The 25,961-nt window shown below is 68.6% G+C and carries 26 protein-coding genes; 12 read left to right on the top strand and 14 right to left on the bottom strand.

Annotated features, from left to right (window positions below):
- Window positions 1-93 precede the first annotated feature (93 nt).
- The 4 genes from Q0309_RS00235 to Q0309_RS00220 are packed head-to-tail and all read right to left on the bottom strand — an operon-like array spanning window position 94 to window position 3,720.
- On the bottom strand, window positions 94-759 hold the full coding sequence (locus tag Q0309_RS00235; RefSeq protein ID WP_299435954.1) for a membrane integrity-associated transporter subunit PqiC: 666 nt from the start codon (window positions 757-759) through the stop codon (window positions 94-96).
- Between the two features lie 9 nt (window positions 760-768).
- Entirely contained in the window at window positions 769-2,484 is a 1,716-nt protein-coding gene (locus tag Q0309_RS00230) for an MlaD family protein (RefSeq protein WP_299435951.1), read from the bottom strand.
- Window positions 2,474-3,100 (bottom strand): paraquat-inducible protein A, encoded by a 627-nt coding sequence (locus Q0309_RS00225; protein WP_299435949.1) that lies wholly within the window; start codon window positions 3,098-3,100, stop codon window positions 2,474-2,476. The genes Q0309_RS00230 and Q0309_RS00225 overlap by 11 nt, the downstream gene beginning before the upstream one ends.
- The gene (locus tag Q0309_RS00220; protein WP_299435947.1) at window positions 3,097-3,720 is read right to left on the bottom strand and encodes a paraquat-inducible protein A; all 624 of its coding nucleotides are present in this window, start codon (window positions 3,718-3,720) and stop codon (window positions 3,097-3,099) included. The genes Q0309_RS00225 and Q0309_RS00220 overlap by 4 nt, the downstream gene beginning before the upstream one ends.
- Before the next feature lie 510 nt (window positions 3,721-4,230).
- Here Q0309_RS00220 and Q0309_RS00215 point away from each other — a divergent pair.
- Entirely contained in the window at window positions 4,231-4,818 is a 588-nt protein-coding gene (locus Q0309_RS00215; RefSeq protein WP_299435945.1) for an SIS domain-containing protein, read from the top strand.
- A 17-nt stretch (window positions 4,819-4,835) separates the two neighbouring features.
- Window positions 4,836-5,477: an RdgB/HAM1 family non-canonical purine NTP pyrophosphatase gene (gene rdgB, locus Q0309_RS00210; RefSeq protein ID WP_299435943.1), complete on the top strand. Its 642-nt coding sequence runs from the start codon at window positions 4,836-4,838 to the stop codon at window positions 5,475-5,477.
- Between the two features lie 4 nt (window positions 5,478-5,481).
- Here the strand turns inward: rdgB and rlmN are convergent, their stop codons facing one another.
- Entirely contained in the window at window positions 5,482-6,624 is a 1,143-nt protein-coding gene (gene rlmN / locus Q0309_RS00205; RefSeq protein WP_299435941.1) for a 23S rRNA (adenine(2503)-C(2))-methyltransferase RlmN, read from the bottom strand.
- Window positions 6,625-6,936: 312 nt separating this feature from the next.
- On the opposite strand from rlmN, the gene Q0309_RS00200 reads away from it, so the two are divergent.
- The 3 genes from Q0309_RS00200 to Q0309_RS00190 all read left to right on the top strand — a co-directional run bounded on the left by Q0309_RS00200 (window position 6,937) and on the right by Q0309_RS00190 (window position 8,702).
- Window positions 6,937-7,752 (top strand): OmpA family protein, encoded by an 816-nt coding sequence (locus Q0309_RS00200; protein ID WP_299435939.1) that lies wholly within the window; start codon window positions 6,937-6,939, stop codon window positions 7,750-7,752.
- Window positions 7,753-7,891: 139 nt separating this feature from the next.
- A complete protein-coding gene (locus Q0309_RS00195) occupies window positions 7,892-8,260 on the top strand; it encodes a histidine triad nucleotide-binding protein (RefSeq protein ID WP_299435937.1) in 369 nt (122 codons plus the stop codon).
- Window positions 8,261-8,360: 100 nt separating this feature from the next.
- Window positions 8,361-8,702 carry a cereblon family protein gene (locus Q0309_RS00190; RefSeq protein WP_299435935.1) on the top strand — a complete coding sequence of 114 codons (342 nt, stop codon included), beginning with the start codon at window positions 8,361-8,363 and terminating at the stop codon, window positions 8,700-8,702.
- A gap of 438 nt (window positions 8,703-9,140) precedes the next feature.
- Here Q0309_RS00190 and Q0309_RS00185 read toward each other — a convergent pair whose 3' ends face one another.
- On the bottom strand, window positions 9,141-10,166 hold the full coding sequence (locus Q0309_RS00185; RefSeq protein ID WP_299435933.1) for an adenosine kinase: 1,026 nt from the start codon (window positions 10,164-10,166) through the stop codon (window positions 9,141-9,143).
- A 209-nt stretch (window positions 10,167-10,375) separates the two neighbouring features.
- Between Q0309_RS00185 and Q0309_RS00180 the strand changes: the two genes are divergently transcribed.
- The 5 genes from Q0309_RS00180 to Q0309_RS00160 all read left to right on the top strand — a co-directional run bounded on the left by Q0309_RS00180 (window position 10,376) and on the right by Q0309_RS00160 (window position 17,439).
- Complete coding sequence (locus Q0309_RS00180; protein WP_299435931.1) at window positions 10,376-12,208, top strand: extracellular solute-binding protein; 1,833 nt, start codon at window positions 10,376-10,378, stop codon at window positions 12,206-12,208.
- 7 nt (window positions 12,209-12,215) lie between these two features.
- Window positions 12,216-13,316, top strand: a complete 1,101-nt coding sequence (locus tag Q0309_RS00175; protein WP_299435929.1) for a microcin C ABC transporter permease YejB — start codon at window positions 12,216-12,218, stop codon at window positions 13,314-13,316.
- A 166-nt stretch (window positions 13,317-13,482) separates the two neighbouring features.
- Entirely contained in the window at window positions 13,483-14,574 is a 1,092-nt protein-coding gene (locus Q0309_RS00170; RefSeq protein WP_299435927.1) for an ABC transporter permease, read from the top strand.
- Window position 14,575: 1 nt separating this feature from the next.
- Window positions 14,576-16,180, top strand: coding sequence for an ABC transporter ATP-binding protein (locus tag Q0309_RS00165; RefSeq protein ID WP_299435925.1), 1,605 nt, complete (start codon window positions 14,576-14,578; stop codon window positions 16,178-16,180).
- 140 nt (window positions 16,181-16,320) lie between these two features.
- Window positions 16,321-17,439, top strand: a complete 1,119-nt coding sequence (locus tag Q0309_RS00160) for a PAS domain S-box protein (RefSeq protein WP_299435923.1) — start codon at window positions 16,321-16,323, stop codon at window positions 17,437-17,439.
- A gap of 26 nt (window positions 17,440-17,465) precedes the next feature.
- Here Q0309_RS00160 and Q0309_RS00155 read toward each other — a convergent pair whose 3' ends face one another.
- From Q0309_RS00155 to phnG, 8 genes are read right to left on the bottom strand one after another with little or no spacing between them, the layout of a single operon-like run.
- Complete coding sequence (locus Q0309_RS00155; RefSeq protein WP_299435920.1) at window positions 17,466-18,170, bottom strand: DUF1045 domain-containing protein; 705 nt, start codon at window positions 18,168-18,170, stop codon at window positions 17,466-17,468.
- Window positions 18,171-18,184: 14 nt separating this feature from the next.
- Window positions 18,185-19,333, bottom strand: coding sequence for an alpha-D-ribose 1-methylphosphonate 5-triphosphate diphosphatase (locus tag Q0309_RS00150; RefSeq protein WP_299435917.1), 1,149 nt, complete (start codon window positions 19,331-19,333; stop codon window positions 18,185-18,187).
- A gap of 2 nt (window positions 19,334-19,335) precedes the next feature.
- Window positions 19,336-20,055 carry a phosphonate C-P lyase system protein PhnL gene (gene phnL, locus Q0309_RS00145; RefSeq protein ID WP_299435914.1) on the bottom strand — a complete coding sequence of 240 codons (720 nt, stop codon included), beginning with the start codon at window positions 20,053-20,055 and terminating at the stop codon, window positions 19,336-19,338.
- On the bottom strand, window positions 20,052-20,864 hold the full coding sequence (phnK, locus tag Q0309_RS00140) for a phosphonate C-P lyase system protein PhnK (protein WP_299435911.1): 813 nt from the start codon (window positions 20,862-20,864) through the stop codon (window positions 20,052-20,054). Before phnK ends, phnL begins: the two co-directional genes overlap by 4 nt.
- Window positions 20,861-21,793, bottom strand: coding sequence for an alpha-D-ribose 1-methylphosphonate 5-phosphate C-P-lyase PhnJ (locus tag Q0309_RS00135; RefSeq protein ID WP_299435908.1), 933 nt, complete (start codon window positions 21,791-21,793; stop codon window positions 20,861-20,863). The genes phnK and Q0309_RS00135 overlap by 4 nt, the downstream gene beginning before the upstream one ends.
- Window positions 21,790-22,908, bottom strand: a complete 1,119-nt coding sequence (locus tag Q0309_RS00130) for a carbon-phosphorus lyase complex subunit PhnI (protein ID WP_299435905.1) — start codon at window positions 22,906-22,908, stop codon at window positions 21,790-21,792. Before Q0309_RS00130 ends, Q0309_RS00135 begins: the two co-directional genes overlap by 4 nt.
- 4 nt (window positions 22,909-22,912) lie before the next feature.
- The gene (gene phnH / locus Q0309_RS00125; protein WP_299435902.1) at window positions 22,913-23,530 is read right to left on the bottom strand and encodes a phosphonate C-P lyase system protein PhnH; all 618 of its coding nucleotides are present in this window, start codon (window positions 23,528-23,530) and stop codon (window positions 22,913-22,915) included.
- Window positions 23,531-23,533: 3 nt separating this feature from the next.
- Window positions 23,534-24,052, bottom strand: coding sequence for a phosphonate C-P lyase system protein PhnG (gene phnG, locus Q0309_RS00120; protein ID WP_299435899.1), 519 nt, complete (start codon window positions 24,050-24,052; stop codon window positions 23,534-23,536).
- A gap of 225 nt (window positions 24,053-24,277) precedes the next feature.
- Between phnG and phnF the strand changes: the two genes are divergently transcribed.
- Window positions 24,278-25,000: a phosphonate metabolism transcriptional regulator PhnF gene (gene phnF / locus Q0309_RS00115; protein WP_299435896.1), complete on the top strand. Its 723-nt coding sequence runs from the start codon at window positions 24,278-24,280 to the stop codon at window positions 24,998-25,000.
- A 165-nt stretch (window positions 25,001-25,165) separates the two neighbouring features.
- On the top strand, window positions 25,166-25,843 hold the full coding sequence (gene folE, locus Q0309_RS00110; protein WP_299435893.1) for a GTP cyclohydrolase I FolE: 678 nt from the start codon (window positions 25,166-25,168) through the stop codon (window positions 25,841-25,843).
- Window positions 25,844-25,961 lie beyond the last annotated feature (118 nt).

Below are 25,961 nucleotides of genomic sequence, written 5' to 3'. Positions count from 1 at the left end.
CAACAGAGCTTAATCTCCCAATCCGACTGTCTCAAAGTCGTTGACACGTTCCGCCCCGTCCGATCCGCCGCCCGCCCATTGGGGGGCCAACAGTCATGCGGGCCCCTCGCTGACCGGCGAGGAACCGACCCCGCTGCACACCTCATCGTCTCCAGCGACGGCCCGGCGGAGGCTGTCGCCGATGCGCTCGGCCAGGCGATGGCTTGCTTCGGCGAGGGCGGCGGCGGCGGCGGCCCCGTCCATGGCGTCGAGCGGCTGTGTGCCGGCCCACCGGCAGATGTGGACCGCGTCATCGGACAGCGAGCGCAGCGTCCACGATCCCTCGACCGTGGCGGCCTGGCCCGAAATGGCGTCGAACCGCTCGATCCGGACCGCCAACCGGTACTGGGGCAGTGACGTCGACTGGGCCGGCACGGGCGCCTGATAGGTATTCGTGGCCCGGGCCGCCCGCCACAGGGCGTCCGCCACGACCTGCTTCATGTCGTCGGCGACCGGGGCCAACCAGCGGTCCGTTTGCAGCACGGTCACCCGGCCGCTGGGGTCCTTCAGCACGATATTGTCCCGCGCCACACCCTCGGGCACCTCGATGGGAAGGATTTGCACCAACACGCGGGCCGCCCCCGACGTGTCCGCCGTGCCGTCGGTGGTCTCTGGGCGCGACAGCGTGTGATACCGCACCGGCGGCGAACTCGCACACGCCACAAGCAGACCCAGGCACAGGATGGACGGGAGCAATCGAGACAGACTGAACATCATCATGACACCATTCTACCCGTCCGCGGGCCGACCTGTCAGTAGGGCCTCGGGATTCCGTTCCAGGCTGTCGGTCAGGGCCTTGATCGAGCGGGCCGCCTCGGAAACGGCGCGCAAGGCGTGGCGGGCTTCCTGCTGCAAGGGCGCGTCGCCGGCCAGGCTGTCCTCGATGGACCGGAGGGTTCGGCTCAACTCGCGGCCCGCCTGGGTGAGTTCCGGCAGCACGCCACTGTTCACCGTCTGCGCCAGCGTATCCAACCGGGCGAGCGTTGAGTCCAGGCCCGTCAACACGGCCCGAACGTCCGGCAGAGCCTCGTTGTTCACGGTTTCCGCCAGCGTATCCAGCCGCTGCAGGGCGGACTCGGTCCCGATCATCACGCGATGAAGGTCCTCCGCCAGCGTGTCGAACGGGACCTGAGAGAGGTTCTGAACAATAGTCTGAACCTGCTGCTGCAATTCCTGCAAGTCCCCGGGGACGGTCGGGAGTTCCGGTGGCTCGCTGTCCGGGTCGAAGCGGACCGGCTCCGCTTTTGGAAAAAAGTCGACGGCCACATAGAGTTGGCCGGTCAGCAGGTTGCCCGACCGCAATTGCGCGCGCAGCCCCCGGTCGATCAGGTCGGCCAACTCGGCCAGGCGTTCCTGTGGCGTGGCAGCCCTCGAAAACGTCTCGATGGTCCCGCCCAGACGTTCGGGATAGACATCCACCAAGACCTGAGTGGTGAATTCGCGCCTCATCGTATCATACCGCACATCCATCGATCGGACCTGTCCGATCTCCACACCGCGAAAATCAACAGGCGCGCCCTCGGACAAGCCCCGGATGCTCTGGCGAAAGTGCATAACCAGCGTCTGGGGCGCGCCGTCCGGCACCTTCAGCGCCTCCGCCCGGTCCGCCGCCAGCAGGAAGTGGCGGCCGTCATCGGCCGGGTCCGCCTGGTTCCCGGTGGCAGGTGTCTCGAATGCCACGCCACCCAGCAGGATGGTGGCGATGGACTGGGTTTGCAGGGTCACACCCGAGGCATCCATGCGGAGATCCACGCCGCTGGCGTGCCAGAACCGGCTTCTGGCCGTGACAAAACGGTCATAGGGCGATTTCACGAAAATGCCGAGGCTGAGCCGATGCCCGTCCGGCTGCAGCGAAAACCGCTCGACCTGACCCACCTGGATACCGTGGTGGTACACGGGCGACCCGACATCGAGCGACCCGAGATCGTCCGTATGCAAGACAAAGCGACGCCCCGGCACGTCCGACGCCACGACCGGCGGGTCCTCTTCGCCGACAAAAGAGGTCACGCGCTCGTCGCCCTGTCCGGGATCGACGGCGATGTACGACCCCGATAACAGGGTTCCAATGCCGGATATGCCAGATCCCGCGAAGCGCGGGCGCACCACCCAGAACTGTGTGCCGTCCACGGCGAATGATTCGGCTTCCTTGGCCAGGTCGATGGTCGCCACGACCCGCGTACGATCCTCGGCCAGCGCGATGCCGGTGACGCTGCCGATGTCGACGTCCCTGTATTTGACCTTGGTCGTCCCCGCGTCGATCCCCTCCGCCGAGGCAAAGGACACCGTGATGGTCGGCCCCCTTTGCCACAGGTCATTCAGCACCAGGGCCAGACCAATCACGGCGGCGACAAGCGGGATGCCCCACACAAGCGACGGCCGGCCACGCCGAGGTTGCACGATATGGGGCTCGGACGGGCGGGGGGCGGAGGCCGTTTCATCGGGCATCGTCGGGGCGTCCGTGATTGTCCCACAGAAGGCGGGGATCAAAACTGTTGGCGGCCAACATGCTGAGCACGACCACGGCGCCAAACGCCGCCGCGCCAGGGCCGGCCTCGACGGTGGCCAGGGACTTGAACTGCACCATGCCGGCCATCAGGGCGACCACGAACACGTCGAGCATCGACCACCGCCCGACCAGTTCGACCCCCGAGTGCAGTCGCCCCAAAGCATGGGCATCCATGCCCGAGGGCCGGCGCGCCCAGGTGGCAAGACAGGCCAGCGCGCCCATTTTGGCCATCGGAATGACCACGCTCACGGTGAAGATAAGGATGGCGAGCCCGGGTGATCCGGAGGCCCAGAAGTAGGCCACCCCGCTGATGATCGTGTCTTCGGAGGTCCCGAACAGGCTCGATGTCCGCATCACCGGCAACAGGTTCGCCGGAATGTACATGATGGCCGCGGCGATGAGGTAGGCCCAGGTGCGCGCGAGGCTGTCGGCCTTGCGCGGATGCACGGCGGCGCCGCAGCGCGGACAGCGCACCGACTCTCGGCCGGCCGCGTCCGCCTGGCACACGGTCCGGCAGGACAGGCACATCCGCAGACCTGCGGCGAGGGCGTTCATGCCTCCGCCGTCCGCTGCTGGTCCGGCTGCCACAAGGCCCTCAAGTCGTAGGACAGGATCACCGCCAGCAAAACGGTCAGTGCGATAAAGGCGTACAAAGCAACCCCCGGCAAGACGTCGGCCATCTTGGACAGCTTGATCAGGGACACCAGGACCCCCAGCATCAGCACTTCGATCATCCCCCACGGCCGCATGGCCTGAAGTGTTCGCAGCAGCGGGGCGAAGAGCGCGGGACGCGACCCCGTCTGGATCGCCAGCAGCAGCAGGAACATGGCCAGCAGGTCGAACACGGGAAACAACCAGGCGGTGACGAACACCATGGCGGCGACCGGTTCCTGTCCCGCGCTCCAAAGGGCGGCCACGCTGCCGAGCAGGGTGGCCTCGTTGACGATCCCCTGGGCCCGCAGAACCAGGATCGGGAATGTATTGGCAAGGACGAAGGCGATCAGGGCCGCCGTCACGATGGCCAGCATCTGGTCCGGCCGGCGCCGGGGACGACGGTACAATGTTGTGCCACAGCGGGCGCACCGGGCGCGTTCCCCCGGGTGCAACACACGACGGATGTGCAGTTCGTCACACTCGGGACAGGCGGCGAGGCCCGCCTCGGCCACACTGGTCATCCGCACCTTGTCTCCAATCTGCGCCGGATGAGACTCGCCCTCATCGACGCGGGGTGCCTTGCGGACACCGCTGTTACGAAAACCGGGCCCACGAAACGGTCCGGGGTCGGCCTAGGCGCCGCTCCGCCGCCCGCCAATGCACGGGTTCTGTCGCCTCCCCCGGACCGGCCGCCAGGTCCCGCTCGCAACAGGGCACCGGCCAAGCCTGGGACGCATCGGAAAACGCCCGTTGCAGATAGGTGATCACGATAGCGGCCGCTGCCAAGCATCGCGTGCTCCCGAAACGCACCGCGAGGGGAGCCGGGTCTTGCTTGCTTTTGGTACCCGTCGGCTCTTGTCCTGACTCGTCCGAACACAGGGCGATCGCCTTTCGAGCAAACAACAAAGGTAGTTTCAGCAGTGTGCAACCTGCTCTGATAGCGACGGCTGGACCCTTGACGACGGCGGGCCGGCGAGAGACAACCGCATCGTCCTGATCGTTTCCCTTACCCTCGCTCCGGAACTTCCCGCATGGACGCCACCACGGCCGCCCGGGCCAGCCTCGCCGACTACCTCACGGACAGCCAGGATGTGCTGCGCCGGACCCGGGAGGCCGGCCTGGACGACGCCGTGGAGCGGGCCGTGGCGGCCATCGTTGCCGCGCTCGGTGCCGGCCGGCCGGTGCTGGTCGCCGGCAACGGTGGCTCCATGGCCGATGCCCTGCACATCGCCGGCGAGTTGACCGCCCGCTTCCTGCTGGAGCGGCGCGGGCTGCCGGTGATCGCGTTGGGGACCAACGCCAGCACCCTGACGGCCTGGAGCAACGATGTCGGCTATGTCAGCCATCTGGCGCGCGAGGTCGAGGCCTATGGGACGTCGGGTGGCGTGCTTCTGGCCCTCAGCACCAGCGGCAACTCGCCCAACATCGTGGCCGCTGCCGAGACCGCGCGCGACCGCGAGATGACGGTGATCGGCCTGACCGGGGACGGCGGTGGACGGCTCGCGCCCCTGTCCGACATCCTCATCGCCGTGCCGTCGCGCTTCACGCCCTTGATCCAGCAGGCGCACCAGGCCCTGTATCACTATCTCTGCCTGCGGGTGGAAGCCGCCCTCGCCTGACCTTCGGGAGACGCCCCATGCACGGCACAGACTCCAGCAGCGCGCCCGTCCGTCCGGCCCATCGCCGGTTCGACGGCGATACTTTGGTGGTGGCCAGCCACAACCCCGGCAAGGTGCGCGAGATCGCCGCCCTGCTGGCGCCGTTCGGGCTGGGCCGCGTGGTGTCGGCGAAAGAGCTTGGCCTGCCCGAACCGGAGGAGACCGGCAAGACGTTCCTGGCCAACGCCGTGCTCAAGGCCCTGGCCGCCACCCAGGCCAGCGGCCAGCCGGCCCTGGCCGATGATTCCGGACTGGAGGTCCATGCGCTGGAAGGAGCCCCCGGCATCCTCTCGGCGCGCTGGGCCGGGCCGGACAAGAACTTCGCCCGGGCCATGGAACGGGTGGCGCACGAACTGGGCGGCGGCCGCGACCGGCGCGCCAATTTCACCTGCGCGCTGGCCCTGGCCTGGCCCGACGGCCACGTCGAGACCTTCGAGGGGCGGGTGTTCGGCGACATCATCTGGCCGCCGCGCGGCGACAGGGGATTCGGCTACGATCCCATCTTTCTGCCGGACGGCCACGACCTCACCTTCGGCGAGATGGAGCCGGACGACAAGCACGCCATCAGCCACCGCGCCGAGGCCTTCCGCAAGCTGGTGGCGGCCTGTTTCGAGGGGTGAGATCTTAGGGCGCCGCCGGAGCGCGGCCGTGCGCGGCCTCTTCGGTGGCGCGCTCCTCCGGGGTCATGGTTGCGAGCCGGGCGCGGTAGTTCCGCAGGCGCTCTCGTTCGGAGGCACTCTTGAGTTGTCCGCACGCCGCCAGGATGTCGCGCCCGCGCGGCATCCGGATGGGCGCCGTCAGGCCGGCCTCGGCCAATTGATCGGCGAAGCGCTCGATGGTCTTCATCGAAGAGCATTCGAACGGCGCGCCCGGCCACGCGTTGAACGGGATCAGGTTGAACTTGCACGGCAGGCCCCGCACCAGCCGGATGAGCGCCCGCGCGTCGGCGGGGGAGTCGTTCACCCCCTTCAGCATCACGTATTCCAGCGTGATGCGGCGCGCGTTCGACACCCCGGGGTAGGCGCGCAGGGCGGCTATGAGCTGGTCCAGTGGGTACTTCTTGTTGATCGGCATGATGGCCGAGCGCACCTCGTCGGTGGCGGCGTGCAGGCTGACGGCGAGATTGACCCCCATGTCGCGGCCGCAGCGCTCGATCATCGGCACCACGCCGGCCGTGGACAGGGTGATGCGCCTGCGCGACACGGCCAGCCCGTCGCCATCCGCCAGGATCGACACCGCCTTCGCCACGGCGTCGAAATTAAACAGCGGCTCGCCCATGCCCATCAGCACAACATTGGACAGCCGCCGAGTCTCATCGGTCGGCGTGGGCCACTCCCCGTAGCTGTCCCGGGCCACCATGAATTGTCCGATGATTTCGCTAGGGTCGAGGTTGCGGACCAGCGTTTGCGTCCCGGTGTGGCAGAAACGACACGTCAGGGTGCAACCGACCTGCGAGGAGACACACACCGCCCCCCGGTCGTCCTCGGGGATGTAGACGGCCTCGGCCTCGCGGCCGTCATGGAACCGCAGCAGCCACTTGCGCGTTGCATCACCAGCGGTCTGTTCGCGGGTCACGGTGGGTCGGTCGAGGCTGTGGGTGGCCTCCAGACGCGCGCGCAAGTCCTTGGACAAGGTGGACATCTCGTCGAACCGGTGGGCGCCCCGATGGTAGATCCAGTGCCAAAGCTGCTTGGCCCGGAAGGGCTTCTCGCCCATGTCGGCGAGCACGGCCGTCAACTCGTCGCGGGTCAGGCCGATCAGGGTCATGGCGGGTGGGATCTCCTCAGGATGCGCGGTCGGGGCGGGACGAGAGGCGGCGCGCCCCCGACATGGCCTCGGCTCCTCGACCCGACAACCGATTTCCGGTACCAAAGGCGTGTGTTTTTCGCTATACCGGAAACACAGGGGTCGTGCCGTCACGTCGGTGCGGCAATATGGTCACGGCGTCACGGCATCCCATGGTCTCGTGGGCTGGCCCGTTGACGGTGTGCGGGGTATGTGTTTGTCATTTTATGGGGATCGGTCGCAACCTTGCAAATGCGGCTGACCATCTGATCAGGTGATGGAGGAGATGCCTAAATGTACAAGAAGGTGATCGTCGCGATTGCTGCGGCCGGCCTCCTGTCCGCTTGCGCCAACAAGTGGGACGTGGAAGGCGCCCAGAGCATGGAAAACATGGGCAGCCCGTTCCAGGCCGCCCTGCAGAGTGAATACGCCGAGCTTGCCGCCAACGAGCGCGGCGAAGGCGATTGGCCCGACACCGCGTACTTCGTCGCCAAGGCGAAGGCCGCCGCCATGGGCGACGCCGTGGCGCCAACCACCATGGACGAGCGGGCCATTCCCGCCAAGTACGCCGACGAGTTGACGGCCGCCCGCGCCGAGCTGATGACGGTGATGAACCAGGGCGCCGCCCAGGCCAACCCGCCGGTCGCCGCCAAGGCCCAGGCGATGTTCGACTGCTGGATGCAGGAAGCGGAAGAGGACCGTCAGCCCGACGACATCGCCGCCTGCAAGCAGAACTTCCAGATCGCCATCAACCAGCTGAAGACACCGCCGATGCCGGCGGAGCCGTACGTGGTTTACTTCGATCTGGATTCCTCGCAGCTGGACGCGGAAGCCATGGCCACCCTGGACACGGTCGCCGCCGAGTACCAGCAGGTCGTGCCGCCGCGCGTGCTGGTCGTCGGCCACACCGACACCAGCGGCCCGAGCGACTACAACGTGGTGCTGTCGCAACGGCGTGCCGAAAGCGTCTCGCGCGCCCTGGCCGCTCGCGGTATCGCCTCCGAGGTCATGCAGCTTGAAGCCTACGGTGAAGAACGCCTGATGGTTCCGACTCCGGACGGTACCGTCGAGCAGATGAACCGTCGCGTGGAGGTCATGTTCCAGAACTAAGACCCCGTCCGGGTCTGGTTCCGGGCTGCCCTGTTGCGGCGCTCAACCTGACGGATTGCGGCGCGTCGGACCCTCCGGCGCGCCGTTTTCCTGTCCGCCTCATCCCCGAACCGTTTCCGTGTGCCGGAGGTCCCCGCCCATGGCCTATGATCCGAACAATATCTTCGCCAAGATCCTGCGCGGCGAAATCCCGTGCGACAAGGTGTACGAGGACGAGCACACCCTGGCCTTCAACGACATCAATCCCCAGACACCGACCCATGTCCTGGTGGTGCCGAAAGGCCCGTACGTGAGTTGGACCGACTTCAGCGAACGCGCCAGCGACGCCGAGATCGCCGCCCTGGTGCGCGCCGTCGGCACCGTCGCCAAGCAGGCCGGGGCGGTCGAGGAGGGCTACCGCGTGCTGTCCAACGCCGGCGCCAACGCGAACCAGGAGGTGCCGCACCTGCACCTGCACGTCTTCGCCGGCCGCCCGCTCGGCCGCATGGTGGCAAAGGCGAAGGAGTAGCGGCCTGACGCTCCACCCGCACCCCGGCACGCACCTGCGCGAGGCACCGACCCCGGCACCTGGTGGCGGAGCCGCGCCGGCATCCGAGGTGGGCGAGCCGATGGCTCGCCGCCGGGTGGTCCTGTGCTGCCGGGCGTGTGGGGCCGAGGTGACCACGCCGGCGCAGGCCATTTCGGTCCGCGACGCCCACGAACACCACGTCTTCAACCCCGCCGGGGTGCTGTTTCGCATCGGCTGTTTCGCCGAAGCGCCCGGCGTGCGGCCGGTCGGACCCCGCAGCGACCAGTTCACGTGGTTTCCGGGCCACACCTGGACGGTGACGGTGTGCGCGGCCTGCGGCCGGCACCTGGGCTGGCTGTTCCGGCCGGTCAGTGGATCAGGCGCGTTCCACGCCCTGATCCTCGACCGTTTGGTGGAAACGGGCGGGGAGGACGAGGGGTGACGGCCCCGCCTCTGGGGTCATAGGGGTCGCACACATCCAACGCCGCTGTCTTCTGCCTGCCCCCCCTCCCGACCTCCCCCATGAATGGGGGAGGAATCCGAGCGGTGTGTGCCGGCCGGACTCCCTCCCCATGAAATGGCTATCCGAGTCACACTTTTTCCCGCCGAAGCGGCGGTTCTTCGCTCGCGCGACGACGTGACTCGTCATTGCGAACCCTCGTCGCAAGACGAGGGTGAAGCAATCCAGGGCACAAAACGCAATTATCCGCCCTGGATTGCTTCGTCACTTCGTTCCTCGCAATGACAAACGGAAACACAGTTGTGTGACTCAAATAGACGTTTACGGGGAGGGTTGGGGTGGGGTCTGATCCCACCCCGTCGGCTCGCGGGAACACGGGCGGAGACGTGGGAATATCATAGGCCTCAGGGAGACGGAGCCCTACGCCGCCCGGCCCATGCGCTCGCTGACCAGGTCGGCCAGGGAAGCGACCTCCGGGCGCGGGCCGAAGTGGCTGATGATCTCGGCCGCGCACACGTGCCCCATGCGGGCGCAATCGGCCAGAGCGTGGCCGCTGGTCAGGCCGCGCAGGAAGCCGGCGGCGTACAGGTCGCCCGCCCCGGTGGTGTCGACCACCTTCTCCACCGGCTCGGCCGGCACGGTGATCACCTCGTCGCCGGCCAGCACCACCGAGCCTTTTTCGCTGCGCGTGATGGCGGCGATGTCGGCGTGGCCCTTGACGCGCGCCAGCGCCTCGTCGAAGTCCTCCGTCTGATACAGCGACAGGATCTCCGCCTCGTTGGCGAACAGCAGGTTGACGAAGCCGCTGGTCAGCTCGATGAACGTCTCCCGATGCCGATCGACGCAGAAGCTGTCCGAGAGGGTCAGGGCCACCTTGCGGCCGGCCTCGCGCGCGGCTGCGGCGGCCTTGACGATGGCGTCCTTGGCGCGCGGCTCGTCCCACAGATAGCCTTCGATGTAGGTGATCAGGCCGCTGGCGAACAGCGCCTCGTCGATGTCGTCCGGCCCCAGCGCGGTGCAGGCGCCGAGGTAGGTGTTCATGGTGCGCTGGCCGTCCGGCGTCACCAGGATCAGACAGCGCGCGGTGCTTTTGTCCAGCGCGTCGTTGCCGGCCTGACCGTTCAGGGGCGCGGTGTCGTAGTGGGCGCCGATCGCCGTGATGTCGTGGCGGAAAATGCGGCCCAACTGATCGTCGGCCACCTTGCCGACAAAGGCCGCCCGGGCGCCCAGCGAGGCCAGGCCGGCCACGGTGTTGGCGGCGGAGCCCCCGGAACTCTCGATGCCCGGCCCCATCGACTCGTACAGCACGGCTGCCCGATCCTTGTCGATCAGCATCATGCCGCCCTTGTGCATGTCGTGGCGCCCCAGAAAGGCGTCGTCGGCATGGGCGATGACGTCGACGATGGCGTTGCCGATGGCGACAACGTCGTAGCGCGGCGCAGTCATGAAGCAGGTCCTTTCGGTGGTGAGTCGGTTCAGCGAAGCGAAACGGGGCCGAGTTCCCCGCCAAAACGGCGGGCATCCTAGAGGCGATCGCGCCGAATTGGAACCGCTGCATCGGCGGGCGTCGGTTTCCATCCCTTGATCGCGCCATGCCATGCCCGCAGTATCTGGGGCAACGATCCTGTTCCGTCGTCCTATCGGAGTCTCTCCCCATGCGCCGTTCCGGTTCCGTCGCCTGCTTCCTGGCCCTGTGCCTCGCGCTGTTCGTGCGGCCGGCGCTGGCCGAGCCCGCCCACGCCATCGCCATGCACGGCGCGCCCAAGTACGGGCCGGAGTTCACGCATTTCGACTACGTCAACCCGAACGCGCCGAAGGGCGGCCTCCTGCGCCTCGCCTGGGTGGGCGGGTTCGACACGCTCAACCCGTTCACCATCAAGGGGCGCTCGGCGATCGGCCTGGGCCTGATGCACGACACCCTGATGACCGCCTCATCCGACGAGCCGTTCACCCACTACGCGCTGGTGGCGGAGAGCCTGGAGACGCCCGACGACCGCTCGTGGGCGATCTTCCACCTGAACCCGGACGCGCGCTTTCATGACGGCCATCCGATCACGGCCGAGGACGTGCTGTTCAGCTTCGACGTGCTGCGCACGGACGGCGCGCCCCTCTACCGGTTCTACTACGCCGACGTGGCCGAGGCGGAGGCGCTGGACGATCACACGGTGAAGTTCACCTTCTCCACCAACATGAACCGGGAACTGCCGCTGATCCTGGGCCAGTTGCCGGTGCTGGCGAAGCACTATTGGGAGGGGCGAGATTTCGCCGATACCACCCTGGAGCCGCCGGTCGGCAGCGGCCCCTACCGCATCGGCGATTTCGAGGCCGGCCGCTTCATCCGCTACGAGCGGGTGAAGGACTACTGGGCCGCCGATCTGCCGACGCGGGCGGGGTTCCACAACTTCGATGCCATCCAGTACGACTACTACCGCGACGCCACCGTGGCCGTGGAGGCCCTGAAGGCCGGCGAGTACGATTTCCGCTCCGAGAACATCGCCAAGGTGTGGGCCACCGCTTACCAGGGCGAGGCGCTGGACGCCGGCCACCTGGTCAAGCGCGACGTGCCGCATGATCGCATCGCGCCGACCCAGGGCTTCGTGATGAACATGCGCCGTCCGCCGTTCGACGATCCGGCGGTGCGCGAGGCGGTGGCCTATGCCTTCGACTTCGCCTGGGCCAACCAGAACCTGTTCTATGGCCAGTACGTCCGCACCCGTGGCAACTTCGACAACAGCGAACTGGCCGCCACCGGCGTGCCGGAGGGTGCCGAACTGGCCCTGCTGGAGCCGTTCCGCGACCAACTGCCGCCGCGCCTGTTCACCGAGGAATACAACCCGCCCTCGGTCGAGGTGCCGGGCGAGATCCGTCCCAACCTGCGCAAGGGGCTGGGCATCCTGCGCGAGGCCGGCTGGGAGATCGTGGACGGCGTCATGACCCACAGTGAGACGGGTCAGACCTTGGATTTCGAAATCCTGTTGAGCAGCCCGTCCCTGGAGCGCCTGGCGCTGCCCTACGTGCAGAACCTGGAACGCCTGGGCGCGAAGGCCAACGTCCGGGTCGTTGACACGGCGCAGTTCACCAACCGAGCCAACACCTTCGACTTCGACATGATCTCGGCCATCTGGGCGCAGTCGGACAGCCCCGGCAACGAACAGCGCGAGTATTGGGGCAGCGAAACGGCGGACGTCGAGGGCAGCCGCAACCTGGCCGGGATCTCGAACCCCGTGGTCGACGCGCTGGTCGGCGAGATCATCGCCGCCCACAGCCGCGACGATCTGGTCGCCGCCTGCCAGGCGCTGGACCGCGTGCTGCAGTGGACCTTCTACTTGGTGCCGCATTACCATAGCGAATCCGACCGGCTGGTGTTCTGGAACCGGTTCGGCTATCCGGAGGTGGTGCCGGATGCCGGCCCGTCGGTCCTGACCTGGTGGATCGACCCGGACAAGGACGCCGCCTTGCAGGCGGCCGGGATCCTCGAGCCGCGGTGATCCGGCCATGCTCGCCTACATCGTCCGCCGCCTCTTGCTGATCCCGCTGACCCTGCTGGGGATCATCACCATCAACTTCTTCATCGTCCAGATCGCCCCTGGCGGTCCGGTCGAGCAGTTGTTGGCGGAAATCCAGGGGACGGCGGTGGACGCCACGGCGGCCATCTCCGGCAACACCGGCGGCGAGGTGGCCGGCGGCGGCGCCGGCACCGGCGGCGGCGAGAGCCAATACCAGGGCGCGCGCGGGCTGGACCCCGCCTTCATCGCCGAGATCGAGAAGCAGTTCGGCTTCGACAAGCCGATCCACGAGCGCTACCTGAAAATGGTGGTGGATTACGCCACCTTCGACCTTGGGGAGAGCTACTACCGCAGCACCGGCGTTCTGGCGTTGATCGCCGAGAAGATGCCGGTGTCGGTGTCGCTGGGCGTGTGGTCGACGTTGATCATCTACCTCGTCTCCATCCCGCTGGGCATCGCCAAGGCGGTGCGCGACGGCAGCCGCTTTGACATGGTCACCAGTTGGGCGGTGATCATCGGCTACGCCGTGCCCGGGTTCCTGTTCGCCATTCTGCTGATCGTGCTGTTCGCCGGCGGGCGCTTTCTCGACCTGTTTCCCCTGCGCGGGCTGGTCTCCGACAACTGGGAGGACCTGACGTGGTGGCAGCAGGTCGCCGACTATGCCTGGCACCTGACGCTGCCGGTCACGGCCATGGTGATCGGCGGCTTCGCCAGCCTGACCATGCTGACCAAGAACTCGTTCCTGGAGGAGATCAACAAGCAGTACGTCATCACCGCACGGGCCAAGGGCCTGACCGAGCGGCGCGTGCTGTATGGCCACGTGTTCCGCAACGCCATGCTGCTGGTGGTGGCGGGGTTCCCGGCGGCGCTGGTCTCCATGCTGTTCACCGGCTCGCTGCTGATCGAGGTGATCTTCAGCCTGGACGGGCTCGGCCTGCTGGGCTTCGAGGCGGTGATCAACCGCGACTATCCGGTGATGTTCGGCACGCTGTATGTGTTCGGCCTGCTGGGGCTGGTGCTGAACCTGATGAGCGATATCACCTATCACATCATCGACCCGCGCATCGATTTCGAAAGCCGGGAGGTGTGATGGGGGCGGGCGGTAAGAGCAACGTTGGCGCCGTCATTGCGAGGAGCGTAGCGACGAAGCAATCCAGGGCAAGAGGCGCACCATCCGCCCTGGATTGCCACGCCCGCATCTGACGATGCGGGCTCGCAATGACGAAGCGAACACCATGGAACGGGTCTGACAGCGCATGACCGACAGCGCGACGCTTTCCGCCACAGACACCGGCGCCAAGACCGGCGACGCGCCTCCCCGGCGCGGGCTCAACCCCATCTGGCGGCGCCGGCTGGCCAACTTCCGCGCCAACCGGCGCGGCTTCTGGTCGCTGTGGCTGTTCCTGGTTCTGTTCGTGCTCAGCCTGTTCGCCGAGTTCATCGCCAACGACCGGCCCGTGTTCATCTGGTACGACGGCGCGCCCTATGTCCCTGTCATGGTGGACTACCCGGAAACCACCTTCGGCGGTGATTTCCCGACGCCGGCGGCCTATCGCGACCCTTACGTGGCCGACCTGATCGAGGCGAAGGGGTTCATGGTCTGGCCGCCGGTGCGGTTCTCGTACCAGACGGTCAACCAGGACCTGCCGGTGCCGGCCCCCGCGCCGCCCAGCGCCGAGAACTGGCTGGGCACCGACGATCAGGGGCGCGATGTGCTCGCCCGACTGATCTACGGCTTCCGGCTGTCCGTGCTGTTCGGGCTGGCGCTGACGGTGCTGTCGTCGGTGATCGGCGTGGCGGCGGGGGCGGTGCAGGGCTATTTCGGCGGCCTGCTGGACCTGTTCTTTCAGCGCTTCATCGAGATCTGGTCCGGGCTGCCGCAGCTGTTCATCCTGATCATTGTCTCGTCGGTGCTGGTGCCGGGGTTCTGGACCCTGCTCATCGTGCTGATGCTGTTCTCGTGGACGGCGCTGGTGGGCGTGGTGCGGGCCGAGTTCCTGCGCGCGCGCAACTTCGATTACGTGCGGGCGGCCAAGGCGCTGGGCATGTCGGACGGCCTCGTCATGGCCAAGCATGTGCTGCCCAACGCCATGGTGGCGACACTGACCTTCCTGCCGTTCATCCTGGCCGGATCGCTGGTGGCGCTGACCTCGCTGGATTTCCTGGGGCTGGGCCTGCCGCCGGGCTCGCCGTCGCTGGGCGAACTGCTGCGTCAGGGCAAGGACAACCTCCAGGCGCCGTGGCTGGGCATCGCCAGTTTCATGGTGATCGCCGTCATGCTCACTCTTCTGGTGTTCATCGGCGAGGCGGTGCGTGACGCCTTCGACCCGCGCAAGGGGAAGGTCTGAGATGGCGGGCGAAACGGTCCTGGAGGTGAACGATCTGTCGGTGACCTTCGGCCAGCCGCCGCGCGCGGTGGAGGCCGTCAAGGGCGTGTCGTTCTCCATCCGGCGCGGCGAGACCCTGGCCCTGGTGGGTGAGAGCGGCTCCGGCAAGTCGGTCTCGGCGCTGTCGGTGCTGCGCCTGTTGCCCTATCCCGTCGCCCATCACCCGTCCGGGTCGATCCGGCTGGCGGGGACGGAGATGATGGCGGCGCCGGACGCCACCCTGCGCCGGATGCGCGGCGGCACGGCGGCCATGATCTTTCAGGAGCCCATGACCTCGCTGAACCCGCTGCATTCCATCGAAAAGCAGATCGGCGAGATCCTGGCCGTCCACAAGGGCCTGACCGGGCAGGCGGCGCGGGCGCGGATCCTGGAATTGCTGTCGCTGGTGGGGCTGCCGGAGGCGGCGGATCGCCTGGGCGCCCTGCCGCATGAGCTCTCGGGCGGGCAGCGCCAGCGGGTGATGATCGCCATGGCCCTGGCCAACGAGCCCGACCTGCTGATCGCCGACGAACCCACCACGGCGCTGGACGTGACCATCCAGGCGCAGATTCTCGACCTGCTGGCCGATCTGCGCGACCGCTTCGGCATGGCCATGCTGTTCATCACCCACGATCTGTCGATCGTGCGGCGGATCGCCGACCGTGTGTGCGTGATGCAGAACGGCCGCATCGTCGAGCACGCCCCCGTCGCCGATCTGTTCGACCGCCCGGAACATCCCTACACCCGGGCGCTGATGGCCGCCGAACCCAAGGGCGCGGCCCGGCCGCCGCCGGCCGATGCCGAAACGGTGGTCGAGACCACTGGCCTGAAGGTCCACTTCCCCATCAAGAAGGGGGTGATCCGCCGCACCGTCGGCCATGTGAAGGCCGTGGACGGCGTCACCCTGGCCGTGAAGGAGGGCCACACGGTCGGCGTGGTGGGTGAAAGCGGCTCCGGCAAGACCACGCTGGGGCTCGCGCTGCTGCGCCTGATCTCCTCCGACGGGCCGATCACCTTCGAGGCCGGCCGCATCGACGGCCTGAAGTCGCGCGCCCTGCGCCCCCTGCGGCGGCGGATGCAGGTGGTGTTCCAGGATCCGTTCGGCTCGCTCAGCCCGCGCCTGTCGATCGGCCAGATCGTCGGCGAGGGGCTGGAGGTCCACCGCGTCGGCGACAAGGCCGCGCGCGAGGCCGTGGTGATCGAGGCCCTGCGCGAGGTGGGCCTGGACCCGGACAGCCGTCATCGCTACCCGCACGAATTCTCCGGCGGGCAGCGCCAGCGCGTGGCCATCGCCCGGGCACTGGCCCTGAAGCCGCGCTTTCTGGTGCTGGACGAGCCCACGAGCGCGCTGGATGTGTCGGTGCAGGCGCAGATCGTGGACCTGCTGCGCGACATCCAGGACCGCCACCGGCTGGGCTATCTGTTCATCAGCCACGATTTGCGCGTGGTGCGGGCGCTGGCCGACGACATCCTGGTCATGAAGGACGGCGTGGTGGTCGAGGCCGGCCCGGCCGCCGAGATTCTGGACGCACCGAAGCGGGACTACACCCGGGCGCTGATGGCGGCGGCGTTGGGGGCGCCGGCCTGAACCCGCTGGCGCGCCTTAGCCCGAATGCTTGTTGCGCCGTCGGGCCAAAACCGAGACTATGGGATCCCGTTCGATTTCCGGGTGCCGGGGGGCGGGGAAACCGTCCGCCCAGGCGCTGGGCACCGTGGTGGATCGCCCACATGGCCGATGGTCCGACAAGCCTCTTCGACGCCGTGGAAGGCGTGGCCATCCAGGGTTACGACGCCGAGCGCCGAGTCTTCTACTGGAACGACGCCAGCGAGGCGCTGTACGGATTCGCCCGCGCCGAGGCCCTGGGCCGGCGCCTGGAGGATCTGATCATTCCGGAGGCGCTCCAGGACGCCGTGATCCAGGAAATCGACCGCTGGCTCGCCGGGGGACCGCCGCCAGGCGGCGGAGAAATTCACCTGAAGCACCGCGACGGCCACCTGATTGAGGTGCACTCCAACCATCTCTCCCTGCCGGACGAGTCGGGCGCGCCGCGGCTGTTCTGTGTCGATGTGCCGATCGGCGGTCAGCGCGTCCTGGAAGCCGCGTTGAGCCGGGCGCCGGGCGCGGGCGCCGGCCGGTCGCACGACATCCGTACGCCGTTCAATGCCATCCTCGGGTTCAGTGAAGGCTTGGCCGCGCGTCTGCCGCCCAGCCTGGACGGGGATGTTTTCGCGGGCGACGTCGTCGGAGATGAGACCAGCGCCCGCGAACTCAGCCGTGTCCTGTCGCAAACGGTGGCGGCCCTGGGCGACACGCACGGTGCCCTGGACCCGAAACCGCGGACGGTCGAGGCCCAGGACGTGCTGGTCGAGGTCGCCAGCGTCATGGTGGCGCTGCATCCGCACCCCGACAACGAACTGGTTCTGGCCGGTTTGCTTGGCGATGTACGTGGCCGCTTCGACCCGTTCCTGATCAAGCAGGCCGTCGCCGCGTTGACCCGGTACGCGCTGGCCAACAGCCCAAAAGGCAGCCCCGTCACCCTGTCGGTCAGCAAGCCGCAGGGGTTCCTCGACACGGTGCTGTTTGTCGTCGAGGACAGCGGGCCGCCGATGGCGGACGACCTTCGCTTGCGCCTGCTGTCGGGGCAGCCCCTGCGCGTGGAGGGAGAGGGGAGGGGGCGGCGGTCGAATAATCTCGACCAGTTGGCGGTCGCCCAGCGGATCGCCCTGGCCACCGGGTCGTTGCTGACGGTCGAACGGACCGAGGCCGGCACCAACCGGGCGGGGTTGGGCGTCCACAACCATCCGATCCAGACGGAAAGCGGGCCGTCCCAGCCCGGCGAGTCGTAACGAGGCACCGCTTCGGTCGAGCGATGTTAGCTGGGTCCTGAAAACGGTGCCCGGCGCACCATGCGGAAGGGCGTTTCCCGATCGGGCTGGTGGAACACCGCGAGGTCGACCACCGGCACCGGCGCGCCGAGGACCGGGCCGAACACGTACCGCAGGGTTTCGATCGCCGCCGCCCGTTCGCCGTCGTCCTTGATCCGGCCGGTCAGCGTCAGGTGGAACCGGAATTCCTCCATCACATAGGGATAGCCCCAGCGGTCCAGCATCGCCTGCTGTCCGGCCGTCAGGCCGGCCGCGCGGCGCCTGGTCAGGTCGTCCTCGGTGGGCGGGGCGCGGAACGGGTCGAACACCTGCACGCAGGCCTGCGCCAAGTCGTCTAGCGCGGGCGAAGACGCGGACGGCACCAGGGCGATGAACCCGCCCAGCGGCGCGACCACCAGCGGCGGCAGGGTGAAAGGGGCGCGCGTGGCGGCGAAGGCATCGACGGCGGCCAGCAGGTCGTCCGCCGTGCATCCTTCGGCCAGCGCGAACGGCGCCTTCAGGGTGCCGTGGAAGCCGTAGAAGCGCGGGCTTTCGGTCAGGGCCTCGGCCCGGGCCGGCTTGAGACCGGGGCTTTTGAGGCGCGGGACCGGTTCGCCGGTGACGGCGTCCCGTCCCAGCCAACGGCGGGCCAGATCCTCCAGCGCCGATCCCTCGGGTGGTGCGTAGTACAGGGCGTATCGCGAGGTGCTCATGATGGCCAAGGCCCTTAGCACACCCGCCGGCCGTCGCGCCAGACCTCGCGCGGCAGGGGCACGCCGTCGACCCGCGTCACCCGCACCAGATCGGCCTTCTGGCCCACGGCGATGCGGCCCCGGTCGGGCAGGCCGACCATGTCGGCGACATTGGCGCTGACCAGGGCGACGCTGGCCGGCAGGGGCATGTCGATGAGATCGGCGAGGTGGAAGGCCGCCTGCACCAGGCTGGACGGCACGTAGTCCGACGACAGGCCGTCGAGAATCCCGCCCTCGGCCAGATCGATGGCCGAGACGTTGCCGGAATGCGAACCGCCGCGCACCACATTGGGCGCGCCTAGGATGGTCTTCATGCCGGCGGCGTGGGCCTTGGCGGCGGCCGTGTAGGTGGTGGGGAACTCGGCGATGGCGGCGCCTTCCGCCAGCGCCTCGTCCACATGCGTCTCGGTCGTGTCGTCGTGGGTGGCCAGGACGATGTCGCCGCGTTCGCGTACCATGGCCAGGATATGGTCCCGGTGCTTGTGGGCGTAGCGCTCCTGATCGGCGAGGCGTTGCTGCACGCGGGCATCGAACTGGGCGTCGGTCCAGCCCTTGTCGCTGTCGAACTGGCGCAGCTTGGAGACGTCCGACCACTGCCGCTGGCCGGGCGTGTGATCCATCAGCGACACCAGCCTGACCAGCCGGTCGGCGCGGTAGGGCTCGAAGATCTCCACCACGCAGGGGTCGCACACCTCGCAGCGCAGGTGCAGCCAGTGATCGGCGCGCAGCACGCCCTCGGCGCGGGCGTGCTTCACGGCGGCGATCTGGTCGGCCAGCATCTGCCGGCGCATGGTGCCGTCCTCGTACTGGCCACAGGAAATGGCGTCGAACACGGTGGTGATGCCGGCGGTGGCGATCTGGGCGTCGTGGGCCATGACGGCGGCCAGCGGCGACGGCCACATGACCTTGGGCCTCGGCTGGAAGTGCTTTTCCATGTGGTCGGTGTGCATCTCGACCAGGCCGGGCAGCAGGTAGTCGTCCTCCAGGTCGATGGCGCCGGCGGCGGCCGAGCGGCCCGCGTCCACCGCGGCCACCTTGCCGTCGCGCACCACCACGGTGCCGCCGGACAGCACGGCGTCCGGGGTGACGACGCGGGCGTTGGTCAAAATCAGTTCGTCGGTCATGCTCAGGCGGCCTCGGTCCGGACATCGAGGGTGAACAGGCGGTCGCAGACCGCCTCGCGCACCGTGGCGTCATGAAAAATGCCGACCACGGCGGCGCCGGCGTCGCGCGCCTCCCGGATCAAGGCGACCACGACGTCCCGGTTGTCCTTGTCGAGCGAGGCCGTCGGTTCGTCAAGCAACAGAACGGGGACAGGGGCGATGAACCCCCGGGCCACGTTGACTCGTTGCTGCTCGCCGCCGGAGAACGTGGCCGGGGCCAGCGACCACAGCCGCTCGGGGATGTTCAATCGGGTCAGCAGGGCACCGGCGCGCCGGCGGGCCTGCTCCTGGCTCTCGCCCAGCACCACCAGCGGCTCGGCCACCACGTCAAGCGCCGGCACACGCGGGATGACGCGCAGGAACTGGCTCACATGGCCCATGGTGCGGCGGCGCACGTCGATCACCACCCGGGGCGGAGCGGTCACCATGTCCACCCATGTCTCGCCGTGGCGCACCCAGACGTGGCCGGCGCCGGGGCGGTAGTTGGCGTACAGCGCGCGCAGCAGCGTCGACTTGCCGGCGCCCGAGGGGCCGTGCAGGGCCACGCACTCGCCGGCATGGGCGGTCAGGTCGAGGCCGTCGAACACCGGGATGCGCGCGCCGCCTTGGGTGTGCAGGACAAAGGCCTTGGACAGGCCCTCGACACGGATCATGGGGCGGGGGGACTGGGTGGGGTCTGTCATGCCTGCAACACCGATGAGACAAGCAACTGGGTGTACGGATGGTGCGGATCGTCGAGCACCTGGTCGGTCAGGCCCTCCTCGACCACGCGGCCGTCCTTCATCACCATCAACCGGTGGGCCAGCAGCCGCGCCACGGCCAGGTCGTGGGTGACGATGACCGCCGCCAGCCCCAACCGCGCCACCAAGTCGCGCAGCAGGTCGAGCAGCCGCGCCTGCACCGAGACGTCCAGGCCGCCGGTGGGCTCGTCCATGAACACCAGACGCGGGCCGTTGACCAGCACGCGGGCGATTTGCAGGCGTTGCTGCATACCGCCGGAGAACTGGGCCGGCCGATCATCGAGCCGGGTCTGGTCGATCTCCACCTGCTTCAGCCAGTCCAGCGCCTGGGCGCGAATCCGGCCATAGTGCCGGTCGCCGACGGCCATGGGGCGCTCACCGATGTTGGCCCCGGCCGAGACCCCCATGCGCAGGCCGTCGCGCGGGTTCTGCCGCACGAAGCCCCACTCGGTGCGCATCAGCAGGCGGCGGCGGCCCTCCGGCAGAGCGTGAATGTCCACCGCCCCCCAGCGCTCGCTGTGATAGGTCACGCGGCCGGCGCTGGGCTCCAAACCACCCGAGAGGCAGCCCAGCAGGGTCGTCTTGCCGGACCCGGACTCGCCGACCACCCCCATCACCTCGCCCGGGTACAGGGTGAACGCAACGTCCCGGCATCCCAGGTGGGGACCGTACCATTTGGCCAAGCCGGAGACGTCCAGCAGCGGATGCGGGTCGGCCTGGGCGGTGGGGGCATGGGCCAGGGCCGCGGTCATGGGCGGGCCTCCCCGTCTTCGCGGCCGACCGCCGCCATGGCGTCGGACAGCGCCTCGCCCGCCGCCGTGGCGGCCATGGGACCGCGATGGCCGGCGGCCCGGCGCCCGGTGCAATAGTCGCTGTCGGAGCAGACGAACAGGCGTCCGCCCCGGTCGTCGGTGACGACCTCGTCCAGATAGCTGTCGGTGGCGCCGCACAGGTCGCAGACGCGGTCCCAGGCCTGCACCGTAAAGGGGTGGTCCTCGAAATCGAGGCTGACGACCGAGGTGTAAGGCGGCAGGGCGTAGATCCGCTTCTCGCGGCCGGCGCCGAAGAGCTGGAGGAACGGCGCGTCGTGCATCTTCGGGTTGTCGAACTTGGGGATCGGCGACGGCGCCATGACGTGGCGGCCGTTGACCCGCACCGGATAGTCATAGGACGTCGAGATGCAGCCGTGCTGGGCGATGTCCTCGTACAGCTTGACGTGCATCACGCCGTAGTCGGACAGGGCGTGCATCTTGCGGGTTTCGGTCTCGCGCGGCTCCATGCGCCGCAAGGGCTCCGGGATCGGCACCTGATAGATGAGAATCTGGCCCGCGCGCAGCGGCGTTTCCGGTACCCGGTGGCGGGTCTGGATCAACGTCGCCTCGGTCGTGTGTTCGGTGGTGGCAACACCGGTCACGCGGCGAAAGAAGCGGCGGATGGAGACGGCATTGGTGGTGTCGTCGGCGCCCTGGTCGATGACCTTGAGCACATCGTCGCCGCCGATGACGCTGGCCGTGACCTGAATGCCGCCGGTGCCCCAGCCGTAGGGCAGCGGCATCTCGCGGCCGGCGAACGGCACCTGATACCCGGGGATGGCCACGGCCTTCAGGATGGCGCGGCGGATCATGCGTTTCGTCTGTTCGTCCAGGTAGCCGAAGGTGACTCCGGGGTCGGGCGCGGTCATGTGTCCTCCTGGGGGGGCTCCCCGGCGGTCTCGTCGGAGTCGGCGGCCCGGCGCAGCCGGCGGACAAGGTCCAGTTCGGCCTGGAAATCGACGTAGTGGGGCAGCTTCAGGTGCTGGACGAAGCCGCTGGCCTCGACCACGTCGGCGTGGGACAGCACGAACTCGTCATCCTGGGCGGGGGCCGTGGCCTCCTCGTCCAGTTCGCGGTGGCGCAGGGCGCGGTCCACCAGCGCCATGGCCATGACCTTGCGCTCGTTGTAGCCGAGCGTCAGGCCGTAGCCGCGCGTGAACTGGGGCGGCACCGCCTTGCTGCCCTTGAACTGGTTGATCATCTGGCATTCCGAGACGGTGATGTCGCCAATCGAGACGGGAAAGCCCAACTCCTCCGGGACGATCTCCACCTCCACCTCGCCCATGCGGATCTCGCCGGCGAAGGGGTGATTGCCGCCGTGGCCGCGCTGGGTCGAGTAGGCCAGCGACAACAGGAACCCCTCGTCGCCCCGGGCCAGCGCCTGCAGCCGGATGTCGCGGTCGGCCGGGTAGGTGACCGGGTCGCGCGTCAGATCGCCGACCGGGCCAGCGCCGTCGTCCGCCGGCGGCTGTTCCGGCTCGATCAATCCTTCGTCGCCCAGGATGTCGGCGACGCGCGGCAGGGTCTCGTCGAGCGGTTGGTCGGCGGCCGGCGGGGCCTCGGGCTCGGTCTCTCCCTCGGCCGCCAGCGCGAAGTCCAGCAGGCGGTGGGTGTAGTCGAAGGTCGGCCCCAGCACCTGCCCGCCCGGCAGGTCCTTGAACGTGGCCGAGACGCGTCGGCGCACCACCATGCGGGTGGTGTCGATCGGCGCGGTGGTGGCCAGCCGGGGCAGTGTGGTGCGATAGGCGCGCAGCAGGAAGATCGCCTCCGGCACGTCGCCCCACGCCTGTTTGATGGCCAGGGCGGCCAGATCGGGGTCGTACAGCGAGCCCTCGGCCATCACGCGGGCGACGGCCAGCCCCATCTGTTCCCGGATCTGGGCGACGGTCAGGGCGGGCACGGCGGCATCGCCGCGCCGCAGGGCCGCCAGATCGCGGTGCGCGGCGTCGATGGCGGCTTCTCCACCTTTCACGGCCACGTACATCGGCTCAGTCCTCCACCATCACGGAGCGCGGCAGGCCCGCAAGAGCGTCGGGTGCCGCCAGGAAGACGTCCACGCCCTCCGGGTAGAGCGCGCCGTTGTCGGCCAGCGCCCGCCAGAATCCATCCGCCAGCCCGGATACCTCCAGGCGCGCTTCGTCGGCGATGCCGGGGCCGGTGAGCCGCCGGCCCGCCTGTCCCGTCGCCAGTCCGGTGACCTGGACAACGACGGTGGCCGAATAACAGGGGTATTCCGGCGGGCCGAGGGCGAAGACGGACAGGTCGGCCAGCGCGGCACCGTCCCCGACCAGGGCGAAGGCGGCTGCCTGCGGCGCGTCCACCAATCGGCAGCCGCAATGAAACCGCAGCCAGGTGCGGACGGCGGGCGTGTCCAGGGGGGCGTCCAGCCAGACCGGCGTGGAGCCGTCGATCAGGGTCAGGGCCAGCGCGCCGGCCCAGGCGTTGAGCGGGGGCGGCGCGGCGACCGGAACGGGCAGCGGCTCGATGGTCCCCGGGCGGCTGAGCGCGTTCAGCGCCGCACGGAACAGCCTCTGCGCGTCATGGACCGGATCGGCGAGACCCGGCAGCGGGATGTCGTCGGGCGCGGTGGCCGGTTTGTCGAGCATCGGCTAGTCTCCCCGCATCAGCGTGAAGAAATCGACGCGCGAGGCGGCGGCGCGTTGGCGCGTGCCGCGACGGGCGGCGGCCTGGTCCTCCAGCAGGGGAGCGATCAGCGCCGATTCGAGGGCGTCGCGGCGCGCCGGGTCCTGCATCAGGGCGTCGAAGCGGGCGGCCAGGTCGGCGTGGCGGCGATCCCGCCCGGCCACGTAGGCGTGTCCGACCAGGGGTGTTCCGTCGCGGGCCGGGACGGTCACGGAACAGCGGGTGACGGTCATTTCGCCCAGGTGGAACCGGGCGCCGGTGCCGCCGGCCCGGGCCTGGACCATGGCGGTGCCGATCTCTGCCGGCCGCAGCGGCGTCACCGGCGGCGCGGGGTCCAGCAGATCCCGCCACGCGGACTCCAGATGCGCGCGCGGCGCCCGCGCCAGCGCGGCCATCCAGCGTCGTCGCGCCTCGGTTTCGGTGGCGGTCTCGACGGCGGTTCCGCCGGGGGGCGGCGGATCGCCGGGATCCGATGTGTCCGCCATGCGCGGTTTGCCTCCGTGCCTGGGGTGGGCCATCGTCCGCGCTTTGAGCGCACCTGACGGATGACCTAGCCAATTGGTATAGACATCCAGTTCAATATTCTTTACTGTAAAATCGCCGGGACCGACCCGCAAGGGCGGCTCGGTGAAACTTTTGTTGAGCACGTTTTGAACACCGGACCGGTCCGTTTGGAATGCCGGGGCCGGGACACTGTCGGAGGTCATGTCATGGTGCTGCCGCGCCGGAGCGGCGTCGCCCTGTGGCGACAGGTCCAGATCCATCTTGAACGCCAGATTTCGGACGGGACGCTGAAGCCGGGCGACCGTCTCCCCACCGAGGCCCAACTCTCCGCGCAATTCGGAGTCAACCGCCACACCGTCCGCCGCGCCCTGGCCGGCATGGAGGAACGGGGCCAGATCCGCGTCGAGCAGGGGCGCGGCACGTTCGTGCAGGAGCAGGTGCTGGCCTATCGGGTTTCGGTTCGCACACGCTTCACCGAAAACATCGTCGGCGCGAACAGGGTGGCGCAGCGGTCCTACGTGGACAGCAGCCAGGTGGCGGCGACGGCGGCCATGGCGGAGGCCCTGGACATCGACCTGGGCGCGCCGGTCACGTGCGTGGTCATGGTCGGCGATCTGGATGGGCAGCGGATCAGCCAGAGCGAACACTTCTTCAGTGTGGAACGATTTCCGGACATCGCCGAGGCCATTCGCGCGGATGAATCGGTCACCCTTGCCCTGCGCCGCCTCGGCGTTCCGGACTACCGCAGGAAGTGGACGCGCGTGGCGGCGCGGATGCCGTCGGGGCGCGAGGCGGAGTTGCTCGGGCAGCCGCGCACGCGGCCGATCCTGGTGACCGAAGGCGTCGACGTTGATCCGGATGGCCGGCCGATCGAATACGGCGTGACGCGATTCAACAGCGATTGGGTTCAGATCGTCTTCGAGCCGTGATGGAGGCGGCGGCGCGCCTCTTGTCGGCCCCGTCGGGCGCCCATACGTGAACCAACGGCCCTGGGATTGCGGGCCTACGGGCCGGACATGAACCGCGCGCGGTGTTCGGTCGTATGACAACGGATTGCCCCTTCGGGTCCCATCACAACAGGAGGACTGACCGCCATGCCGCTCGACCGTCCCGCCTCCGTGGTCCGCGACACGGCCGGACCTCGCGGCTCCGCCGACCGGGCCTCCGCCGCGCCCGCGCGTCCGGACTCGGAACGCCCCAGCCGTGACGAGGCCGAGCAGGCCGTGCGCACGCTGCTGCAATGGGCCGGGGACGATCCCGGCCGGGAAGGGCTGCGGGACACGCCCCGGCGCGTGGCGGCGGCGTACGAGGAGTTCTTTTCCGGATACGGCGAGGACCCCGAGGACATCCTGCGCCGCACGTTTGAGGAGGTCGACGGCTACGACGAGATGGTCGTGCTGCGCGACATCCGCTTCGAGTCGTACTGCGAGCACCACATGGTGCCGATCATCGGCACGGCGCACGTGGGGTATCTTCCGGACAGCCGCGTGGTCGGCATCTCGAAGCTGGCGCGAGTCGTCGATGCCTACGCGAAACGTCTTCAGATTCAGGAGAAACTGACCGCCCAGGTCGCGAACACGATCAATGACGTGCTGCAGCCGAAAGGCGTGGCCGTCGTGATGGAGGCCGCGCACCAGTGCATGACCACGCGTGGCGTGCATAAGCCCGGGGTGACCATGGTCACCAGCCGCATGTTGGGCGCGTTCCGGTCCTGCTCCGACACGCGCCGCGAGTTCCTGTCGATGATCAGGAACGGCGGTGGATCCGCGTAATCGCTTGGTCTTGTTCCCGTTTCGTGAAATTAGGCCCATCCCCTGGGACGGTGGCGCGCCGAAGGCGGCGTGCACCCTGTTCAAGCCCCCGGCCTTTCGTTAGACTTGGCCTCACCAC

The sequence above is a fragment of the uncultured Rhodospira sp. genome, from assembly GCF_937138205.1.
In the GTDB taxonomy this organism is placed as follows: Bacteria; Pseudomonadota; Alphaproteobacteria; order Rhodospirillales; family Rhodospirillaceae; genus Rhodospira.
The sequence above is the reverse complement of the archived record's forward strand: the minus strand, read 5'-3'. Positions and strand labels throughout refer to the sequence as shown.

Excerpts from the sequence above, each read along its gene's own strand:
- folE (WP_299435893.1), top strand. The coding sequence starts at position 25,166 with ATGCCGCTCGACCGTCCCGCCTCCGTGGTCCGCGACACGGCCGGACCT.
- phnF (WP_299435896.1), top strand. The coding sequence starts at position 24,278 with ATGGTGCTGCCGCGCCGGAGCGGCGTCGCCCTGTGGCGACAGGTCCAG.
- Q0309_RS00215 (WP_299435945.1), top strand. The coding sequence starts at position 4,231 with ATGGACGCCACCACGGCCGCCCGGGCCAGCCTCGCCGACTACCTCACG.
- Q0309_RS00155 (WP_299435920.1), bottom strand. The coding sequence starts at position 18,170 with ATGAGCACCTCGCGATACGCCCTGTACTACGCACCACCCGAGGGATCG.
- phnG (WP_299435899.1), bottom strand. The coding sequence starts at position 24,052 with ATGGCGGACACATCGGATCCCGGCGATCCGCCGCCCCCCGGCGGAACC.
- Q0309_RS00170 (WP_299435927.1), top strand. The coding sequence starts at position 13,483 with ATGACCGACAGCGCGACGCTTTCCGCCACAGACACCGGCGCCAAGACC.
- Q0309_RS00195 (WP_299435937.1), top strand. The coding sequence starts at position 7,892 with ATGGCCTATGATCCGAACAATATCTTCGCCAAGATCCTGCGCGGCGAA.
- Q0309_RS00175 (WP_299435929.1), top strand. The coding sequence starts at position 12,216 with ATGCTCGCCTACATCGTCCGCCGCCTCTTGCTGATCCCGCTGACCCTG.
- Q0309_RS00230 (WP_299435951.1), bottom strand. The coding sequence starts at position 2,484 with ATGCCCGATGAAACGGCCTCCGCCCCCCGCCCGTCCGAGCCCCATATC.
- Q0309_RS00130 (WP_299435905.1), bottom strand. The coding sequence starts at position 22,908 with ATGTACGTGGCCGTGAAAGGTGGAGAAGCCGCCATCGACGCCGCGCAC.
- Q0309_RS00190 (WP_299435935.1), top strand. The coding sequence starts at position 8,361 with ATGGCTCGCCGCCGGGTGGTCCTGTGCTGCCGGGCGTGTGGGGCCGAG.
- Q0309_RS00135 (WP_299435908.1), bottom strand. The coding sequence starts at position 21,793 with ATGACCGCGCCCGACCCCGGAGTCACCTTCGGCTACCTGGACGAACAG.
- Q0309_RS00235 (WP_299435954.1), bottom strand. The coding sequence starts at position 759 with ATGATGATGTTCAGTCTGTCTCGATTGCTCCCGTCCATCCTGTGCCTG.
- Q0309_RS00200 (WP_299435939.1), top strand. The coding sequence starts at position 6,937 with ATGTACAAGAAGGTGATCGTCGCGATTGCTGCGGCCGGCCTCCTGTCC.
- Q0309_RS00180 (WP_299435931.1), top strand. The coding sequence starts at position 10,376 with ATGCGCCGTTCCGGTTCCGTCGCCTGCTTCCTGGCCCTGTGCCTCGCG.
- Q0309_RS00185 (WP_299435933.1), bottom strand. The coding sequence starts at position 10,166 with ATGACTGCGCCGCGCTACGACGTTGTCGCCATCGGCAACGCCATCGTC.
- Q0309_RS00165 (WP_299435925.1), top strand. The coding sequence starts at position 14,576 with ATGGCGGGCGAAACGGTCCTGGAGGTGAACGATCTGTCGGTGACCTTC.
- phnL (WP_299435914.1), bottom strand. The coding sequence starts at position 20,055 with ATGACAGACCCCACCCAGTCCCCCCGCCCCATGATCCGTGTCGAGGGC.
- rdgB (WP_299435943.1), top strand. The coding sequence starts at position 4,836 with ATGCACGGCACAGACTCCAGCAGCGCGCCCGTCCGTCCGGCCCATCGC.
- Q0309_RS00150 (WP_299435917.1), bottom strand. The coding sequence starts at position 19,333 with ATGACCGACGAACTGATTTTGACCAACGCCCGCGTCGTCACCCCGGAC.
- phnK (WP_299435911.1), bottom strand. The coding sequence starts at position 20,864 with ATGACCGCGGCCCTGGCCCATGCCCCCACCGCCCAGGCCGACCCGCAT.
- rlmN (WP_299435941.1), bottom strand. The coding sequence starts at position 6,624 with ATGACCCTGATCGGCCTGACCCGCGACGAGTTGACGGCCGTGCTCGCC.
- Q0309_RS00220 (WP_299435947.1), bottom strand. The coding sequence starts at position 3,720 with ATGACCAGTGTGGCCGAGGCGGGCCTCGCCGCCTGTCCCGAGTGTGAC.
- phnH (WP_299435902.1), bottom strand. The coding sequence starts at position 23,530 with ATGCTCGACAAACCGGCCACCGCGCCCGACGACATCCCGCTGCCGGGT.
- Q0309_RS00160 (WP_299435923.1), top strand. The coding sequence starts at position 16,321 with ATGGCCGATGGTCCGACAAGCCTCTTCGACGCCGTGGAAGGCGTGGCC.
- Q0309_RS00225 (WP_299435949.1), bottom strand. The coding sequence starts at position 3,100 with ATGAACGCCCTCGCCGCAGGTCTGCGGATGTGCCTGTCCTGCCGGACC.